Origin of the sequence: Corallococcus sp. AB018 (assembly GCF_003986945.1) — a bacterium.
GTDB classification, from domain to species: Bacteria; Myxococcota; Myxococcia; order Myxococcales; family Myxococcaceae; genus Corallococcus; species Corallococcus exiguus.
Genome location: NZ_RAWR01000031.1, coordinates 22656 through 39082, shown reverse-complemented (window position 1 = coordinate 39082; position 16427 = coordinate 22656). Strand labels below are relative to the sequence as shown.

Annotated in this window: 15 protein-coding genes; 6 read left to right on the top strand and 9 right to left on the bottom strand. The window is 69.9% G+C overall.

Annotation, left to right across the window (positions count from 1 at the left end; all coding sequences use genetic code 11):
- Positions 1-63: 63 nt before the first annotated feature.
- On the top strand, positions 64-687 hold the full coding sequence (locus tag D7Y11_RS09290; RefSeq protein WP_126933516.1) for a glutathione S-transferase family protein: 624 nt from the start codon (positions 64-66) through the stop codon (positions 685-687).
- Between the two features lie 77 nt (positions 688-764).
- Here the strand turns inward: D7Y11_RS09290 and D7Y11_RS43780 are convergent, their stop codons facing one another.
- The gene (locus D7Y11_RS43780) at positions 765-1415 is read right to left on the bottom strand and encodes a hypothetical protein (RefSeq protein WP_169831648.1); all 651 of its coding nucleotides are present in this window, start codon (positions 1413-1415) and stop codon (positions 765-767) included.
- The gene (locus D7Y11_RS43775; protein WP_199745984.1) at positions 1412-3406 is read right to left on the bottom strand and encodes an AHH domain-containing protein; all 1995 of its coding nucleotides are present in this window, start codon (positions 3404-3406) and stop codon (positions 1412-1414) included. The genes D7Y11_RS43780 and D7Y11_RS43775 overlap by 4 nt, the downstream gene beginning before the upstream one ends.
- Positions 3407-3482: 76 nt before the next feature.
- Between D7Y11_RS43775 and D7Y11_RS43770 the strand changes: the two genes are divergently transcribed.
- Positions 3483-3635 carry a hypothetical protein gene (locus D7Y11_RS43770; protein WP_199745983.1) on the top strand — a complete coding sequence of 51 codons (153 nt, stop codon included), beginning with the start codon at positions 3483-3485 and terminating at the stop codon, positions 3633-3635.
- Here D7Y11_RS43770 and D7Y11_RS09260 read toward each other — a convergent pair whose 3' ends face one another.
- Positions 3636-4562, bottom strand: a complete 927-nt coding sequence (locus D7Y11_RS09260; RefSeq protein WP_158629105.1) for a S9 family peptidase — start codon at positions 4560-4562, stop codon at positions 3636-3638.
- A 407-nt stretch (positions 4563-4969) separates the two neighbouring features.
- Here D7Y11_RS09260 and D7Y11_RS09255 point away from each other — a divergent pair, with 407 nt between their 5' ends.
- The 3 genes from D7Y11_RS09255 to D7Y11_RS09245 are packed head-to-tail and all read left to right on the top strand — an operon-like array spanning position 4970 to position 10114.
- Positions 4970-6262 (top strand): O-acetylhomoserine aminocarboxypropyltransferase/cysteine synthase family protein, encoded by a 1293-nt coding sequence (locus tag D7Y11_RS09255; RefSeq protein WP_120578663.1) that lies wholly within the window; start codon positions 4970-4972, stop codon positions 6260-6262.
- Between the two features lie 4 nt (positions 6263-6266).
- Positions 6267-7604, top strand: a complete 1338-nt coding sequence (locus tag D7Y11_RS09250) for an alpha/beta fold hydrolase (protein ID WP_120578662.1) — start codon at positions 6267-6269, stop codon at positions 7602-7604.
- On the top strand, positions 7601-10114 hold the full coding sequence (locus D7Y11_RS09245) for a bifunctional aspartate kinase/homoserine dehydrogenase I (protein ID WP_158641913.1): 2514 nt from the start codon (positions 7601-7603) through the stop codon (positions 10112-10114). The genes D7Y11_RS09250 and D7Y11_RS09245 overlap by 4 nt, the downstream gene beginning before the upstream one ends.
- A 3-nt stretch (positions 10115-10117) precedes the next feature.
- Here the strand turns inward: D7Y11_RS09245 and D7Y11_RS09240 are convergent, their stop codons facing one another.
- On the bottom strand, positions 10118-10870 hold the full coding sequence (locus D7Y11_RS09240) for a transglycosylase SLT domain-containing protein (RefSeq protein WP_120578660.1): 753 nt from the start codon (positions 10868-10870) through the stop codon (positions 10118-10120).
- Between the two features lie 199 nt (positions 10871-11069).
- Complete coding sequence (locus D7Y11_RS09235; RefSeq protein ID WP_126933514.1) at positions 11070-11759, bottom strand: hypothetical protein; 690 nt, start codon at positions 11757-11759, stop codon at positions 11070-11072.
- Positions 11760-11808: 49 nt separating this feature from the next.
- Here D7Y11_RS09235 and D7Y11_RS09230 point away from each other — a divergent pair, with 49 nt between their 5' ends.
- Entirely contained in the window at positions 11809-12093 is a 285-nt protein-coding gene (locus D7Y11_RS09230; RefSeq protein ID WP_120578658.1) for a hypothetical protein, read from the top strand.
- A 36-nt stretch (positions 12094-12129) separates the two neighbouring features.
- Here D7Y11_RS09230 and D7Y11_RS09225 read toward each other — a convergent pair whose 3' ends face one another.
- The 4 genes from D7Y11_RS09225 to D7Y11_RS09210 all read right to left on the bottom strand — a co-directional run bounded on the left by D7Y11_RS09225 (position 12130) and on the right by D7Y11_RS09210 (position 16419).
- A complete protein-coding gene (locus D7Y11_RS09225; protein WP_120578657.1) occupies positions 12130-13221 on the bottom strand; it encodes a TrkA family potassium uptake protein in 1092 nt (363 codons plus the stop codon).
- Positions 13222-13233: 12 nt separating this feature from the next.
- Complete coding sequence (locus tag D7Y11_RS09220; protein WP_120578656.1) at positions 13234-14439, bottom strand: twin-arginine translocase subunit TatC; 1206 nt, start codon at positions 14437-14439, stop codon at positions 13234-13236.
- Between the two features lie 39 nt (positions 14440-14478).
- Positions 14479-14964, bottom strand: a complete 486-nt coding sequence (gene tatB, locus D7Y11_RS09215) for a Sec-independent protein translocase protein TatB (protein ID WP_126933513.1) — start codon at positions 14962-14964, stop codon at positions 14479-14481.
- A gap of 153 nt (positions 14965-15117) precedes the next feature.
- Positions 15118-16419, bottom strand: coding sequence for an MFS transporter (locus D7Y11_RS09210; RefSeq protein WP_126933512.1), 1302 nt, complete (start codon positions 16417-16419; stop codon positions 15118-15120).
- Positions 16420-16427 lie beyond the last annotated feature (8 nt).

Sequence of the window (16427 nt, the reverse complement as noted above, 5' to 3'; positions counted from 1 at the left end):
AAGCGGAGTGCGCGGAGTGAGTGCGGTCGATAGCGTCGCGAGCATCCTCTTGATGGAGACCGGATGCGCCTCTACGACTATCTGCCTTCCGCGAATGGCTACAAGGTCCGCACGCTGCTGAAGCAGCTGGGGCTCGCGTACGAGCTGGTGCCGGTGGACATCTTCGCGGGGGAGAGCCACACGGCGGACTTCCACGCGAAGAACCCGGACGGCCGCATCCCCGTGCTGGAGCCGGAGCCGGGGCAATTCCTCGCGGAGTCCAACGCCATCCTGTTGTTCCTGGCGGAGGGCACGCGCTTCTTGCCCGAGGACCGCTTCGCTCGCGCGCAGGTGCACCAGTGGATGTTCTTCGAACAGAACACCGTGGAGCCGAACCTCGGCACCGCGCGCTTCTGGCTGCTCACGGGCCGGCAGCCGCCGGAGTCCGACGTCCTCCGGAGCCGCGTGCAGGGCGGTGAGCGCGCGCTGGCCGCGATGGAGCGGCACCTGGGCAGGCACACGTTCCTGGTGGAGGAGCGCTACACCGTCGCGGACCTCTGCCTCTTCGCGTACACGCACCTGGCGCCGGAGGCGGGCGTGGACCTGACGCCCTACCCTGCCGTCCGCGCGTGGCTGGAGCGAGTGAAGGCCCTGCCCGGCTTCCTGGGCCCCGTGCCGCCCTACTCCGCGAACGTGCGCGTGCCCTGACGCGGACGACTCCTGCGCTGCGGCGACAGCCTCACGGACCTCCGCGTCCGTGAGCCGCACCGTGGGCGCTCCCGTGCTCACGGTTGGGGGCGCCACCACAGGCCCTTCAGCCCCGCCTGCTCACACGCCTGCCGCGCTTCCTCGGTGTAGCAGTAGTAAAGCAACTCGGGGACGAAGAACACGGGCGGGAAGCCTCCGGGGGGCGGGCGGAGCACGAGCGGCTCGGCACCATCCTCGCCTAGGAATTCTTCTCCGCACCGATGGAAGGGCACGCCCTTCACGAGGGTGCGCTCCCGGTCGAGGCAGTCTGTCTGATCCAGCAACTGGAGGATGACGAAGTCCTCGTTCTTCAGCGCGGGGTCCGTCACCGAATGCCAGGTCCGCCTCCGCGGGTATCCGCTGTACACGAGGTGCCTGATGCGTTCCGTGTAGATGACCGTGGGGATGAGGCGGTGGCGAAACGGGCCCACTGACTCGAGTACGCGCACCATGCGCCGGGAGAGCAGCAACCACCCCATGGGGGCGGTGAACAGGTGATCGAGCCCGGCAATCCGCTCCAGGTCGCCATGGTACTCCATGACCCCAGGCGTTCCCTGCTGGCGCTGATAGTCGATGCCAGGTTCGAAGAACGTCACGGACTCGAAGCCGTCGAATTCGATGAGATGCGCGTCGTAGAGATCCGCTCCCTCCTCGATGTGGGAGGCATCCGTCGCCAATGCATACATCATGTGGTGTGTGACTCCCCGTGGGAGGACAGCTCCAGCAAGGCCAGCTTCTTCCCCGTGAGCACCCTACCGTCGCGCTGCTCCTGGATCACCTTGATGACCGGCTCCTTCAGGCTTCCGGATTCGATGGCCCGGCGCAATTCGTTCTCGACCTTGAGGAGGGTCTCCTCGATGACCTTGGGCGTCCAACTGGAGGAGCCCTTTTTGGACAGATCCTTCCAGGCGGCCTCAAGCTGAGCACGCACGAATCTGCTGTAGATGGGATGGCTGCCCGAGTGGATGAGCTGGCCTTCCACGTTGAGCCCGGGGTGCATGTCGAGGATGTTCGACCCGCGGTCAATCGTATAGCCCTTGAGCCGCTCCAGGGCCGTGCGGATCAACGGGTGGGTCTGGGCGATCTCGTCGGGAATGAGGTGGTGCATGGGATGACCCGCGGAGATCCGGACCTCCGCCGCCGCCCGCGCCGCCGGGCCCTGGGTCTTCTCCACCCAGTCCAGGTAGTTCTTCCGGTACCGGGTGAAGACGCTCAGGCGGAGCGCACCCTTACCGACCTTGAGCACCACCATCCCGTCCTGGGTCACCGTGAGCGCCCCGTACTCGTCGCCCAAGGCCTTTCCGTCCGGACGGCGCAGCCGGTAGGGCTGGGAGTCCGAACTCAACTTCTCCAGGCGGTATCCGGCGGCCTGGAGTTCCCGCTTGAACGCGTCGAACTCCGGCGTCCCTTCCTGCGGGATGCGGCGTCCGACGAAGTCCTTGAGCTTGTCCCAGTTGGGGAGCTTCTCCAGCAGCTTCTCCAACTCGGCGTCGCTGAGCGTGCGCTCGGTCAGGGTGGGCTCGGAGTCCGACTTGGACGTCCCGCCCTCCTCGACGGCCTTTGACAGCAACGGCGTGCCGGAACCCCAGGGATTGAAGGGCAGCGGGACAGACGGAGCGGCGGTGATGGAGCCCGGCTGGAACACGGGGACGCCTGCGTAGGCACCGCCGGGACCCGCCGCCGCCATCATGTAGATGCGGGGTGGGGTGATTCTCACGGACGTCATCAGCTTGAGCCCACGTCCCGCGTTGGTCTTCACGCCCATCAGCGCCAGCGCGGCCATCGCGATACTCACCAGCATCCGAAGGAACGACTTGCTGGCCTCCTTGAGCTTCTCCGCGGAGCCGTTGGCCTCCCAGGCCTGCGTGAGCCACAGCTGCGCATGCTTCAGGGCCTCCCCTCCGGCCTCGACGAGGCCATACGCTCCGAACGCTGCCAGGCCCAGCTGGATGAGCGCCGCCGCCAGCTGCCCTACGCCCGTGGGTGTCGCCGCCAGGAAGGTGGACAGCGCCTCCGCGGCGATGAAGCCCACCACCATCGCGGAGATCTCCAGCCAGTTGTCCAGGATGGCCTTGCCGTACTGGCCGGTGACCTCTCCGAAGAACTGGTCCGCCTGCCTCACGGAGGTGATGACGTCCTCCAGGTGCCGGGCAGCCTTGCGCGCCATGGCCATCGCCTCGTGGGTGATGGAGCCGCTCGACACGAGTCCCTGGAGCTGGTTGGCGAAGGCGATGCTCACCAGCCAGATGCGCTCACCCGCGACCAGCCGCACGTCACCGTCGATGCGTTGGACCCCCTTGCGGCCACTCTTCACGTTCACGTGATGAATGACATTCTCGTAGAAGCGCAGGTCTCGCCCCGGCTGGATGGCCTGCCGGTAGAGGCGCGCGGCGATGGGCTCCAGGCGGTCCCCTGGACGGACTTGATAGAGCGTAGCCGCTGGCTCCGGCAGCTGGGTCGTGATGCGCAAGGTCTGCAGATAGCCTTGCAGCAGGTATCCCCCCACCACGGTGGAGACATAGGACCAGCCAGGCGCCTGGGCATGGTCCCGGATGACGCACACCCGCGTGCCCGGAGGCAGGGGCGCCACAGTCAGGCAGGTGGAACCCTTCATCTCCGCGGGGAGCGTCCGCAGGTTGGCGCCGTCCCCCTGGTCGATGAACCCAAACGGAATCGTCATGTCCCCTCCCGACTCGGGACTGAGAGGATTCCCCCCCCCGGACCGGAGGTGAAGGACCGGCCGGGTGGGAATGACAATGACTTACAGCCGCTGCGCGGCGGGTAACCGCTCACTGCGGGAGCGGCTTGAAGGCACCCCGTCCGTGGCCGCATGGTTCGAGCGCGTGAAGGCCCAGCCCGGCTTCCTGGGCCCCGTGCCGCCCTACTCCGCGAACGCGCACGTTCGCTGACTACTCCTGCTCAGCGGCCACGGCCTCGCGGACCTCCGCGTCCGTGAGCCGCACCGTGGGCGCGTCCGCCTTCGCCTCCATGAGCCGCTTCGCCAGCAACTCCGTCACGGGCGCGAGCACGCTGAAGTGCGTGGCTCCCGGCACCGCGAGGAACGACAGCGGCGCGCCCTTCGCCGCCACGCGCAGCGGTTCGAACGCATCCATGTTGCCGTGGTCCGAGCCATCGATGACCTGCGTGGGCACGCGCAGGTGCTCCACGTAGCTCACTGGATTTCGCAGCCACAGCTCCGTCCCCCGGGCCTGTCCCAGCAGCGGGACATAGTGCGCGTACTCGGACACGTCGTGCGTCGGACCGAACGCATAAGCCCCCTTCAACCGGGGTGACAGGACCGCCGCCATCAACGCCACCGTGCCGCCCGTGCTGTGCCCCGCCACGTAGATGCGCGCGGGATCCACGTCCGGACGCTGCGCCACGAAGTCGATGGCCGCGACCACGTCATCCACCTCGCCCAGGAAGTACTCCCGCGCGCCGGGGTTGTCGTCCGACCCGCGCAGCGACGGCAGCATCAACACCAGCCCGGCTTCGCGGAAGGCTCGCGCGCTCTGATCATTGCTCCGGGGCGAAGGCGCCCACGCGAAGCCGTCGATCCCGAAGTCCATGCCGCCGTGGATCCACACCACCGCCGGCCGCTTCGCGCCCTCGCGCACGGGCGTGACGTAGGCCGCGTTGCTGCCCAGCGGCGAGGGATAGCGCACCAGCTCGAAGAGTTCCTTCGGCGGCGTGGGCGCGGGAGCGCGCTGCGTGGGCTCCACCTTCAACTGCGTGCGGAAGCTCTTGCGAATGTTCACGGACGTGGGCGGCGCGGGCTTGGAGCACGCGGCGAGGAACAGACAGGCCAACAGGAGGACAGGACGGGAGGACGTCATTCTGGGAATACGCAGTGAATCGGTGTCACGGGTCCGCGACACATGCGGTGCTGTTCTGGAGGGTGGCTTGACAGCTCGCGCCATCGCGTCTACTTCTTCTCGCAGAATGTTCGTCATCTCCGCCATGTGCATGTGTTCGATGCCTGTTCCGGGTGGGCCCAAGCCCGCCGCGGCCGGCTGACGCACAGCCTGCCTCTGGCGAGCCAACCGGAGCCCACCCACCCGCGAGGGTCGGTGGGCTTCGTCGTTCCGGGCCTCCGCTCTCGCACCCCTGCCGAGGAGCGTCGCAGCGCCCGCCGTGTCCTGAAGTCCTCCCCACCGCCCGCAGTGCCCTGACGTCCCCACCACCCGTCCGCCTTCACGCACGCGCGTTCCTTCCGGAGCGACGCGAACAGGAGTCCCTTGCCATGAGCACGCCCAACAACGAACGCCCGCTGCACCCCGACACACTCGCGCTGCACGCCGGCTATTCGCCCGACCCCACCACGGGCGCTCGCGCGGTGCCCATCTACCAGACGACGAGCTACCGCTTCCGCGACGCGGACCACGCCGCCGCGCTCTTCGGCCTCAAGGAGTTCGGCAACATCTACACGCGCATCATGAACCCCACGACGGACGTCTTCGAGAAGCGCATCGCCGCGCTCGAAGGTGGCGTGGGCGCGCTCGCGGTCGCGTCCGGACAGGCCGCGCAGACGCTGGGCATCCTCAACATCCTCAAGACGGGGGATGAAATCGTCTCCGGCGCCAGCCTCTACGGCGGCACGTACAACCTCTTCAAGGTGACGCTCCCGCGCCTGGGCATCACCACGAAGTTCGTGGACGCGGGCAACGCGGACGCGTTCCGCCAGGCCATTGGCCCGAAGACGAAGGCGCTCTACCTGGAGTCCCTGGGCAATCCGCGCCTGGACGTGCCGGACTTCGACGCCATTGGCGCCGTGGCGCGCGAGGCGGGCCTGCCCCTCTTCGTGGACAACACCGCGCTGTCCCCGGCCCTCTTCAACCCGCTGCGCCACGGCGCGAACATCGTGCTGCACAGCGCGACGAAGTACATCGGCGGCCACGGCACCTCCATTGGCGGCGTCATCGTGGACGGCGGCAACTTCCCCTGGGAGAACGGCAAGTTCCCGGAGCTGACCGAGCCCAACCCCGGCTACCACGGCCTGCGCCTGCGTGAAGCCTTCGGGCCCGCGGCCTTCATCCTCAAGGCCCGCCTGGAGGGCCTGCGCGACCTGGGCCCCGCGCTCAGCCCCTTCAACGCGCACGCGTTCATCCTGGGCCTGGAGACGCTGCGGCTGCGGCTGGAGCGCCACTCGCAGAACGCGCTCGCGGTGGCGAAGTGGCTCAAGCAGCACAAGAAGGTGGAGTGGGTGCGCTACCCGGGCCTGGAGGACGACCCCTCGTTCCTCAACGCGAAGAAGTACCTGCAGGGCGGCTTCGGCGGGCTCGTCACCTTCGGCGTGAAGGGCGGGCTGTCCGCCGGGCGCAAGGTGATTGACGGCGTGAAGCTGTGGAGCCTGCTCGCGAACATCGGTGACACGCGCTCGCTCATCATCCACCCCGCGTCCACCACGCACGAACAGCTCACCCCGGCGGAGCGCGCCAGCACGGGCGTCACCGACGACCTGGTGCGCCTGTCCGTGGGCATCGAGCACCTGGACGACATCGTGGCCGATCTCGATCAGGCCCTGAGCGCGGTCTGACGCCATGCGACCCGTGAGGCCTGGCCAGGAAATCCCCCCGCGCGCGGAGACCCCGCGCGTCTTCGACATATCGCTGCCGGACCTGCCGCTGGAGGCCGGCGCCCGCGTGGCGCCCCACCTCGTGCGCGGCTGGTGGTGGGGGCCCCCGGAGGACCTCGCGTGGTTGCAGTCCCGCGCCCGAGTGCATTCCGAGGAAGCGGCGCGCGAAGGCCGGCTGCGCGTGGTGCGGAGGACCGCCTCCGAGCTGCGCGACGCCGCCATCGACGCGCGCCGCACCGGTCCCCGCCGCACGCCGGATCCGGTGCCCACCGTGCTGCTGGTGCACGCGCTCACCGGAGACATGAACGCCGGTGGAGAAGGCGGCTGGTGGGCCCCCGTCATCGGGCCTGGCCGGCCGCTGGACCCTTCGCGCGTGCGGCTGTTGTGCTTCAACAACCTGGGCTCCTGCTACGGCACCTCCGGCCCCGCGGACGAGGGCTTCCCGCAGCGCACCGACGACACGCGCTTCGGCCCGGCGCCGGTGCTGTCCAAGGGAGACCTGCGCCTGGATGAGCGGAGCCTGCCCGCGACCCTTACGCCGTGGGACCAGGCGCGCTCCATCCTCGCGGCGCTGGACGCGCTGGGCGTGGACGAGGTGGCGCTCGTCACCGGCGGTTCGCTGGGCGGCATGGTGGTGCTGTGCCTTGCGGCGCTGGCACCGGAGCGCTTCCAACGCATGGTGCCCATCGCGACGGCGGAGGCCGCGTCCGCGTGGGTGGTGGGCTGGAACCACGTGGCCCGGCAGGCCGTCCTGCTGGACCCCGAGTACCCCGAGTCCCCCCGGCGCGGCCTGGAGCTGGCGCGGCAGCTGGCGACGCTCACCTATCGCGCGGAGGCCGGACTGGAGGCGCTCCAGCCGCGTCCGCAGGCGTGGTCGTCACGCGCGCTGTACCCGGTGGAGAGCTACCTGGAGTACCAGGGCGCGAAGCTGGAGGCGCGCTTCGACGCGCGAGCGTACCTGGCGCTGCTGGGCGCCATGGATCATCACGACCTCACGCGCGTGCCCACGCCAAACGGTGGGCCCGGCGTGGACCGCATCCGCGCGAGCACGCTCACCATCGGCATCGACCGGGACGCGCTCTTCCCGCCCGAGCACATGAAGAACCTGTCCCGCCGCCTGCGCGCGCAGGGACTGCATGCCGAATACGCGGCCCTGTGCAGCGTGCACGGCCACGACGGCTTCCTCATCGAATGGGACGCGCTCGCGCCCCTGCTGGTCCGCGCGCTGGCCCTGCCTCCGGGCGTGGGCCGCGACGCCCGCATTTCATCCACTGCCGGCGTCCGCGCCCGGAAGACTTCATGACCGCCCCTGTGAGCATCACCCGTTACGCCCCCTTCCTGCTCGACACCGCCCAGGGACTCGCGTCCGTGGCCACGCACCTGTCGCGCCGCGACGCGGGCAACACGCGCGCAGCCATCGTGTCCTCACCACCCTGGCTCGCGGCGGGGCTGGAGTCCGCGCTGTCCATCGCGTTGAAGGGCAACTCCACGCTGGCCCGGCAGGAGCTGGATGGCCTGCTCGCGCGCGGCCTGTTGATGCTGGAGGAGGCCGAGCGCCGGTTGGGTGCGCCCCCGGGCTCCACGTCGGTGGAGGCGGACGGCACGCGCACACTCGCGTCCCTGCTGGAGCCCGCACGCCGCGCGCTGGATGGCGCGAGTCTGGTGCGCGAGCGGCGGCCCGCGCTGGAGGACGTGGTGCGTGGCACCGGCGAGCGGCTGACGGCGGCGCTGCTGGCGAAGTTGCTCGGTGCGCGCGGCGTGCCGTCGCTCGAGGTGGACGCGGCGGACTGGACGGTGACGGAGGGTGAGCCTGGGCAGGCACGAGTGAACCGCGAGCACACTCGCGCCCGGGTGGCCACGCTGCGGCCTTCGTGGGAGGGGCGGCTGACGTTGCACGCGGGTGGCCGGGGGACGGCGGTGGATGGCCGCTCCACGACGCTGGGCGTGGAGGGCGCGGACGAGACGGCGGCCGTGCTGTCCGTGCTGCTGGGCACGCCGCTGACGCTGTGGACGGACGTGCCCGGCGTGATGACGGCGGATCCACTGCACGTGGCGGATGCGCGGCCGGTGCCGCACCTGAGCTACACGGAGGCGCTGGAGCTGGTGTACCTGGGCCTGCCCACACTGCACCCGCGCGCGCTGTCCACGCTGCGCGACGCGGACATCCCGCTGCGCGTGCGTCACCTGCAACAGCCTGACGAACCCGGCACGCTCATCGACGTGCGCGGCGCGGGCAACGGCACCGTGCCCACGTGCGTGGTGTCCCTGGAGGATCTGGCGCTGCTGGGCCTGGAGGGAGGCACGGAGGAAGCGGCGCGGCCGGTGGGGCCTCGCGCGTTGCAGGCGCTGGAGGCCGCGGGCATCGACGCGTGGATGGCGGCGCAGTCGTCGCCGGGGCGCTCAGTGGCGGTGGTGCTGAGACGGGCGCACGCGGCCCGCGCGGAGGAAGTGCTGCGGCGGGAGCTGGCACCGGAGCTGGAGCGCGGAGCCTTGCAGCCGCCGCAGGTGCGCGCGCCGGTGACGCAGGTGGCGCTGGTGGCCGAGGCCATGGGGCAGGGCGCCAACGTGGCGGGACGGTTGTTCCAACCGTTGGGCGCGCTGGGCATCAACGTGCGCGCCATCGCGCAGACGGCGAGCGCCCGCTCCATCTCGTTCATCGTGGATGGGGCGGAGACGGCGCTGACGGTGCGTACGGTGCACGCGGCCTTCCACTTCTCGCATGAAGAGGTGAGCCTGCTGGTGCTGGGCCATGGCGTGGTGGGCAGCCAACTTCTGGAGCAGCTGCGCACGTTGCAGGAGACGCTGGCGCAGGAGCACGGCATCCAGCTCAATCTGGTAGGGCTCGCGGACAGTCGGCGGGTGCTCTTCTCACCGGAGGGCATCCCGCTGAAGCAGTGGCGCGAGCGCATCGAATCCGTGCCCGAAGGCGCGTCACCGCCCGTGGTTCGCGCGCTGCTGGAGCCGCTGCGCCGGTTGCCCGTGCCGGTGCTGGTGGACTGCACGGCGGCATCGGGCATGGAGGAGCTGTACCTGGAGGCGTTCCGCAGCGGCATCCACGTGGTGGCGGCGAACAAGAAGCCGCTGACGCAGCCGCTCGAGGTCTGGGAGCGGCTGCGGAGCACGGCGCACCTGAACCACCGCGCCTACCACTACGAGACGACGGTGGGCGCGGGACTGCCGGTCATCCAGACGCTGAAGGACCTGGTGCGCACGGGGGACCGGGTGCACGGCGTGGAGGGTTCGTTCTCCGGGACGCTCGGCTACTTGAGCCAGCAGTTGATGGATGGGGTGCCGCTGTCGAAGGCGGTGCGCACCGCGCGCGAGAAGGGCTTCACGGAGCCACACCCTCGCGAGGACCTGGCGGGCACGGATGCCGCGCGCAAGGCGCTCATCCTCGCGCGTGAGCAGGGCTTGAACCTGTCGCTGGAGGACGTGGAGGTGGAGCCCTTCGTCCCGCGCGAGTACCTGGAAGAGGCGGACGTGGAGCGCTTCCTCACGGGGCTGGAGAAGCTGGACCGGACGTTCACCTCGCGCATCGAGGGACTGCGCGCGGAGGGCAAGGTGCTGCGCTACCTGGCGCGCATCGACCCGACGGCGAAGGACGGGCCGGTGCTGCGGGTGGGCCCGGTGGCGGTGCCGAAGGAGCATCCGGCGACGCGGCTGCGCGGCTCGGAGGCGTTCGTGGCCTTCTCCACCGAGCGCTACGCGGACTACCCGCTGCTGGTCCAGGGCGCGGGGGCAGGCGGCCCTGTCACTGCGGCGGGCGTCCTCGCGGACATCCTGAAGATCGCCCAGAACCTGCGGGGGCGGTGAGGCTCAGTAGCCCACGTAGCCGCTGCCGCCATTCATCGCCTGGATGCCCGGCGTGTTCGACACGGAGCCGTAGCGGTCCACCGAGTAGCGAACGGCCGCGACGATGTTGTCCACCGGGTTGCGGATGTTGTCGTGGCCCGGGACCTTGTACGCGTCGAACGTCGGCTGGATGGTCTGCATCAGGCCGATGGAGGGGTGGCCGTCCTTGGCGTTCTGGTCCCAGAGGTTGATGGCGTTCGGGTCGCCGCTGGACTCGTGCTGGATGATCTTCGCGATGTCCTGCGGGTTCATCTTCTCCACCGGGACGCCGTTGGCCTTGAGGATGTCCATGGCCTGCTTGATCCAATCGCCCACTTCGCCCTTCGGGACGTCGCCCGAGGGGCTGGCCGACTGAGTGGCGCCGGACGACTGAGCGGCTCCGGTCTGGAACGAGTCACCCGCGCCAGGCGCACCGCCCGTGCTGGACGCACCGTCGACGCTGGGGGCGCCGCCCATCTGGGTCTGGAGCAGCTGGACGAGCTGCTGCAGCTGCTTCACCACGTCCTCGAGCCCCTCCGCGAACTGCTTCCACTGCGCGCCCTTCGCGGGGCCCGCGCTGAAGCCATCCTGCTGGAACTGGGACGCCAGGTTCGAACCCGGCTTCTGGCAGGAGCCGCCCTGCACGCGGCCGCCGGACACGGCATCCGGACGGGAAGCGAAGTCCTGCGAGGGGACGCGGAAGGAAGCGGCGCGGGCGGAGGTGGGCGCGATGGCCATGGGATTTCCTCGGGAGCTTGAGTGCGGCTGACGAGGAACACCTACAGCAGGGGACATGCCAACCCATGGGCTGACACCTGCTTGAGGCCAAGTGCTTGAGTTCCTTGAGGCAGCGCGAGGCGCGGTGGGACGAACCGGGGCCCGTCCCTGGTGACTGGAGTCACCGCTCGCCAACAGCGGTCACCAGTCGCGATGCGCCCTACTTCGTGCGCCCGGAGGGCTTCCGACGCCCGGCCCGCGAGGGCTTCACGGTCTTCTTCGCGACCGGAGCCTTCTTCGCGACCGGAGCCTTCTTCGCGACCGGAGCCTTCTTCACGGCCCGAGGCAGCTTCGTGGCCACGGCCTTCTTCGTGCCTCGCGCGGGGCCGTGCTTCTTCAGCAAGGCCGCGCCCTGCTCCGCGAGGCCCTGCTCCAGCGAGGGAGGCTTCTTCGCGCCCTTCTTCCCCGGGGGCTCGCGCGTCAGAGCCCCTTCGCGGGTCACCTCCACGGTCCTTCCGGAGAAGGCGCTCCAGCCCTCCAGTGCACGCGTCCAGCGCGCCAGCAGCGCTTCACGAGTGTCCGCGTCCGGCAGTCCTTCCGCGTGCAGCGCCACGGTGACGCCATGCACCGACGGCAGCACGCGAAGCTGCACGGTGCGCGCCCGGGGCCACTCGTCACGCTCCAGTCGCAGGCGGAGCTGCTTGGGAGGAACCTGACGCACCACCTGGATGCGCGTCCCGTCCACGAGCGCGACCTGCTCGCCTTCCGTCAGCGCCTGGGCGCAGGCCCCCACCCAGCGGACCAACCCTGACGCCTCGCCCCAGGCGGCCCAGGCCATCTCCGAGCCCACCGCGAAGGAGCGCCGTACTCCTGCCTGATATCCACCATTCGCCGTCCGACCTGTCGACATGGACCTTTCCTGTCTGTCTGATCTGGCTTCCCCCATCCGAGAGGAACCGATGCGCCACCTTCCGCCTGGCCTGCTGTGCATGGGAGCCCTGCTGTTGACCGCATGTGGCGCGGACAGCACCGGGGGTTCCCCCGCGACGAACCTGGCGACGACCGAGCAAGCCATCCTCCCGGACTGCGCGACCGACCCGCATCACTCCGTCAACTTCTACAGCGACCACACCCGGACGACCGAGGTCGGATGGCGAGGCTGCACCTGCGATGGAGAGGAGATCAACCTGGGGCAGGCCACGTCCTGGTACACGGTCAGCTACACGCCGTTGTCCTGTCCCTGAAGCACGGCGGCCGCCCCCTCCCGCCAGGAGGAGGGCTCACCCCGTGGGGCGGTAGCCCGGCATGAGGAAGTTGTCGTGGTCCGCGTACGCCGGCGCGTCCGCCTCACCGGTGAAGGCGCGCAGGGTGCAGTACTCCGGATACGACGCCTGGACGGTGATCTGATCCCCCACCTGGAGGACCACGTCACCGTTCGGGTGCAGCGTCTCCTCCTCGCCCCGGATGAGCGACAGGGCCAGCCCGCCGAAGCGGTCGCGCACCTGGGAGATGTTCATCCCCGGCAGTCCGTCCCGCACCACGAACAGCGACACCACCATCAGGTGCTTGCCGATGCGGAACGAGTGGACGAGCCGCGGATCCAACGCCGCCAGCGCCATGGCGGGCGCGGCCAGCGAGGAGCTGGAGAGGGCCTCCGCCTTGAACGTGTCGCGCACCTTCGCGCCCAGGTCGTCGTCGAACAGGCGGATGACCACGCGGATGCCGGGGTTCAACCGCCGCGCGTCCAGCGCGATGTTCAGGTTCGCCAGGTCGTCGTCCGTGGCGCAGACGATGGCGGACGCCTTCTTCACGTGCGTGCGCGGCAGGCACAGCGGGCTGCGCGTGTCGTCGATGAGCAGCGGGATGTTCTCGTCGCGCAGCGCGGACACGAACGTCGCGTCCTCGCGCTTCTCCACCACGACGACGTCCTTGCCCATCTCCCGCAGCTGCGTCACCACGCGGTAGCCCACGCGTCCCGCGCCGCACACGACGACGTGGCCCTTCATCGTTTCGGACACCACGGTGACCCACTCCTTGTCGTTCTTGTGCCGCGCGAAGAAGAGGTACGCGAAGCGCACCACGCCATCCACCACCAGCGCGATGCTGACCGGCGGGATGAGGATGTTGAGCGTCTCCACGAACCAGTCGCTCACGTAGGGCAGCGACGGCTGGCCGAAGAGCAGGAAGTAGACGTGGTGCAGCGCCTCTCCGTAGGAGATGCGGTCCCCGCCCGGCCCCACGTAGCGCCAGTGGTACAGCGCCGGCCCCACCCCGAAGATGACCGCCGCGAGCAGCAACGTGCTGCGGAACCTCCGCGACAGCGCGCGCAGGTACCGCAGGTCCATCATCAGGCGCGCGGCAGGGCTCTTCATGCGCGCGGGAGTCTACGCCGCCGGGGTGATGTCCGTGGAGGCTTCCGCCTTCGCACGGCGTTTCTCGATGAGCCACACCGCCAACACGCCCAGCTCGTAGCAGAGCAGCATGGGGCCGGCCATGAGCGACAGGTTCACCACGTCACCCGTGGGCGTCAGCACCGCCGCCGCGATGAGGCACACCACGAACGCGTGGCGCTGGTAGCGGATGAGGAAGCTCGACTGCACCACCCCGACGATTCCCAGCAGCGCCATCACCAGCGGCAATTCGAAGATGACGCCGAAGGCGAGGATGAGCAGCAGCACCAGCGACAGCTGCTCGTTCATCGTCAGCATGGGCCGCGTCCAGCGCGCGGCCTCGGCTTCCGCGTGGCCCTTGGCCAGCTCCTTCTGCAGCCGCCACAGGCCGGACATCTCCTCCGCGCGAGTGGGCGCCACGCCCGCGAGCAGGCTGGCCGCCTGGTCCATGGCGGCCTCCGACGCGACGTAGTCCTGCTTGCCGAAGGCCGTCACCGCCTCCACGCGCTTCTCCACCGCCTGGCGCAGCACGCCGCGCGCGGGCACGCCCAGCCCATCCGCGGCGGCGTCCAGCAGGTCGCCCAGGCCCTTGAGGCGCGCGGTGAGCTCCACGCTCTTCGCGGACGCCACCTCCGGGTCCTTCACCTGGCCCTCACCGGCGGCCGTCAGCACGGCGCTGGTCTCCTTGGCCACGTGGCCGGCGCGCTCCACTTCGCCAATGCGCAGGAAGCGCAGCGCGTCCTCGCCGCCCATGCGCGCGGTGTCCAGGCGCTGCTCCAGGGCGAGCGTCTCCTCCTCGTTGAGGAGGAACTTGAACATGGAGGGCAGCACCAGGAAGTAGCAGAACATCGAGCCCACGATGAACGCGACGGAGCCCAGCACCACGAAGGGCGACGCGTACTTGCGCTCCTCCGGGTAGAGGCCCGGCGCCACGAAGCCCCAGATCTGCCAGAGGATGACGGGCGTGGTGAGGAAGATGCCGCAGTACACGCCCACCTTCATCAGCACGTTGATTTCTTCGATGCCGGATGTGTAGACGAGCGAGCGCCCTTCCGGGGGCAGCGCGTCCAGCACCGGCCGCATCAACACGCCGAAGATGGGCTTGGCGAAGATGAGCGACACGGCGCCCAGCACGAGCACCGCGAGCGAACACTTCACGAGCCGCGAGCGCAGCTCCGTGAGGTGCTCCGCCAGGCTCATCCGGAAATCCGACAGGTCAACCCCTTGGCGATTCAGGGCTCAGCTCCGTTTCGGCGCGTTGCGCGCCACCGTGCCCGGGATGGGGGCGAGTTGCGGAAGGCCGTTCTCGTCCTGCGCCGGCGCCGCACCCGTCTGCTCCGCGGCCTGCGTGCCGGTGGCGGGCTCAGCGTCCACGGCGGCCTCGGCGGGCGCGGGCACGTTCTCGGGGTCCACCGTCGCGGTGAGCGCGGGGGCGGGCTCGGCGAGCACGTTGGCGGGGGCGGCGCCCGGAAGGGAGGACGGGGCGAGCTCCGGCGGAGGGGACGGCACGCGCGTGCCCGGACGCGTCGGGGGCATGCGGTTGAACTCCTCGTCCATCGAGTAGAACTCGCGCTCCACCACGTTGCGCACGTCGTCCGTCTGCCGGCGGAACTCGCGCATGAACTTGCCAATGGCCCGCGCCAGCTCAGGCAGCCGCTGGGGGCCGAGCACGATCAGCGCGGCCACCAGGATGAACACCATTTCGCCTGCGCCGATGTTGAACATGGAGGGTCGTCTTCCCCTTGGAGGGAACGTCCCGGGGTTATCGCGCCCACAGGCGGCCCGCGCAACCGTCAGCGACCATCCAGCGTCCGTCTGGCCTCGTGTCCAGGAGGCGGGCGGCCGGGCTCCCTGGAACTCCTGGGGCACATTGCCCCATCAGCCGTGGGGATTGGCCTCGGGGGACAGCGGCGCGGCCATCCCCTGCGCCGGGGGCACCGCCAGGGCCCGGGCCTGCTCGCGCGAGCGCACCCGCCCCTCCACCACCCGCAACATGACGGGGACACCCACCGCCAGCCCGATGGACACCCAGGCGATGGTGTCCATGCCGCCGAGCGTCCCGTCCGGCAGGTCCACCAGCAGGCGTGACGACAGGAAGGCGCCCAGCGCGGAGGCCATGTGCTGGGTGGCGGACTGCAGCGACATGAAGCGGGCGCGCACCGGGTTGTCCGGCACGCGCGAGGTGAGCGTGTTGTACGCCACGTTGCGCACGCCCATGGCCAGCATGAAGACCATGAACAGCAGGGGGATGGGCAGCCACGCGGGGTAGTGGATGAAGCCCACGTACGTGGTGAGGGCCGCCAGCACCACGCCCACCGTGCCGATGCGGTAGGAGCCGAAGCGGTCCACCAGCGGGCCCGTCATCCGCAGCGTGAAGAAGCTCACGATGCCGCCCGCGGCGTAGATGATCCACAGGTTCTCGCGCGGGTAGGCCAGGTTCTGCTGGAGATAGGCGGAGATGTTGGGGATGACGATGAAGCCGCTCATCATCACCAGCGCCGTCATCAGGTAGGACAGCTGCACGTCGGTGTTGCCCAAAAGCTCCGCCACGCCCGGGGCCCGGTCCGCGCTGCCGCCGGGCCGCAGGTGCCCGCGCACGGGCGGCAGGAGCCCGAGCGCGGCCAGCACCAGCACCAGCCCCAGCGCCGCCACCACGAAGAAGGGCGTCCGCCAGCTGCCCAGCTCCGCGACCTTCAAGGCCAGGGGCACGCCCAGCACGGAGGCCACGGAGAAGGACGCCATCACCGCGCCCAGCGCCCGGCCCCGGCGCTCCACCGGGATGAGGTCCGCGATGATGGACAGGGACAGCGCCGTCGCCGGCCCGCCGAAGAGCCCCGCGCACACCCGCGCCAGCAGCAGCGTGGACAGCCCCACCGCGAATCCCCCCGCCGCGGTGGCCGCGACGAGCCCCAGCATGCACACGGCCAGCGCCTTGCGCCGGTCGAAGCGGTCCAGGAAGTAGCCGCCCAGGAGCCCCGCCACGCTCGCGGCGGCGGTGTAGCTGCCGCCAATGGTCCCGATGTGCGAGGACTCGATGCCCAGCCCCTTCGCGAAGTCCGGGCCCAGCGGCATCACCATCACGAAGTCGAGGATGTTGACGAACTGCACCGCGCCGATGAGCAACACCACGGCGCGCTCGGACACGGAACGGGGAGAGGCGGACTCGGACGACTCGGGCATGGAGGCTT

Coding starts and splice junctions, on each gene's coding strand:
- D7Y11_RS09290 (WP_126933516.1), top strand. CDS start 64: ATGCGCCTCTACGACTATCTGCCTTCCGCGAATGGCTACAAGGTCCGC.
- D7Y11_RS43780 (WP_169831648.1), bottom strand. CDS start 1,415: ATGATGTATGCATTGGCGACGGATGCCTCCCACATCGAGGAGGGAGCG.
- D7Y11_RS43775 (WP_199745984.1), bottom strand. CDS start 3,406: ATGACGATTCCGTTTGGGTTCATCGACCAGGGGGACGGCGCCAACCTG.
- D7Y11_RS43770 (WP_199745983.1), top strand. CDS start 3,483: ATGACTTACAGCCGCTGCGCGGCGGGTAACCGCTCACTGCGGGAGCGG.
- D7Y11_RS09260 (WP_158629105.1), bottom strand. CDS start 4,562: ATGACGTCCTCCCGTCCTGTCCTCCTGTTGGCCTGTCTGTTCCTCGCC.
- D7Y11_RS09255 (WP_120578663.1), top strand. CDS start 4,970: ATGAGCACGCCCAACAACGAACGCCCGCTGCACCCCGACACACTCGCG.
- D7Y11_RS09250 (WP_120578662.1), top strand. CDS start 6,267: ATGCGACCCGTGAGGCCTGGCCAGGAAATCCCCCCGCGCGCGGAGACC.
- D7Y11_RS09245 (WP_158641913.1), top strand. CDS start 7,601: ATGACCGCCCCTGTGAGCATCACCCGTTACGCCCCCTTCCTGCTCGAC.
- D7Y11_RS09240 (WP_120578660.1), bottom strand. CDS start 10,870: ATGGCCATCGCGCCCACCTCCGCCCGCGCCGCTTCCTTCCGCGTCCCC.
- D7Y11_RS09235 (WP_126933514.1), bottom strand. CDS start 11,759: ATGTCGACAGGTCGGACGGCGAATGGTGGATATCAGGCAGGAGTACGG.
- D7Y11_RS09230 (WP_120578658.1), top strand. CDS start 11,809: ATGCGCCACCTTCCGCCTGGCCTGCTGTGCATGGGAGCCCTGCTGTTG.
- D7Y11_RS09225 (WP_120578657.1), bottom strand. CDS start 13,221: ATGAAGAGCCCTGCCGCGCGCCTGATGATGGACCTGCGGTACCTGCGC.
- D7Y11_RS09220 (WP_120578656.1), bottom strand. CDS start 14,439: ATGAGCCTGGCGGAGCACCTCACGGAGCTGCGCTCGCGGCTCGTGAAG.
- tatB (WP_126933513.1), bottom strand. CDS start 14,964: ATGTTCAACATCGGCGCAGGCGAAATGGTGTTCATCCTGGTGGCCGCG.
- D7Y11_RS09210 (WP_126933512.1), bottom strand. CDS start 16,419: ATGCCCGAGTCGTCCGAGTCCGCCTCTCCCCGTTCCGTGTCCGAGCGC.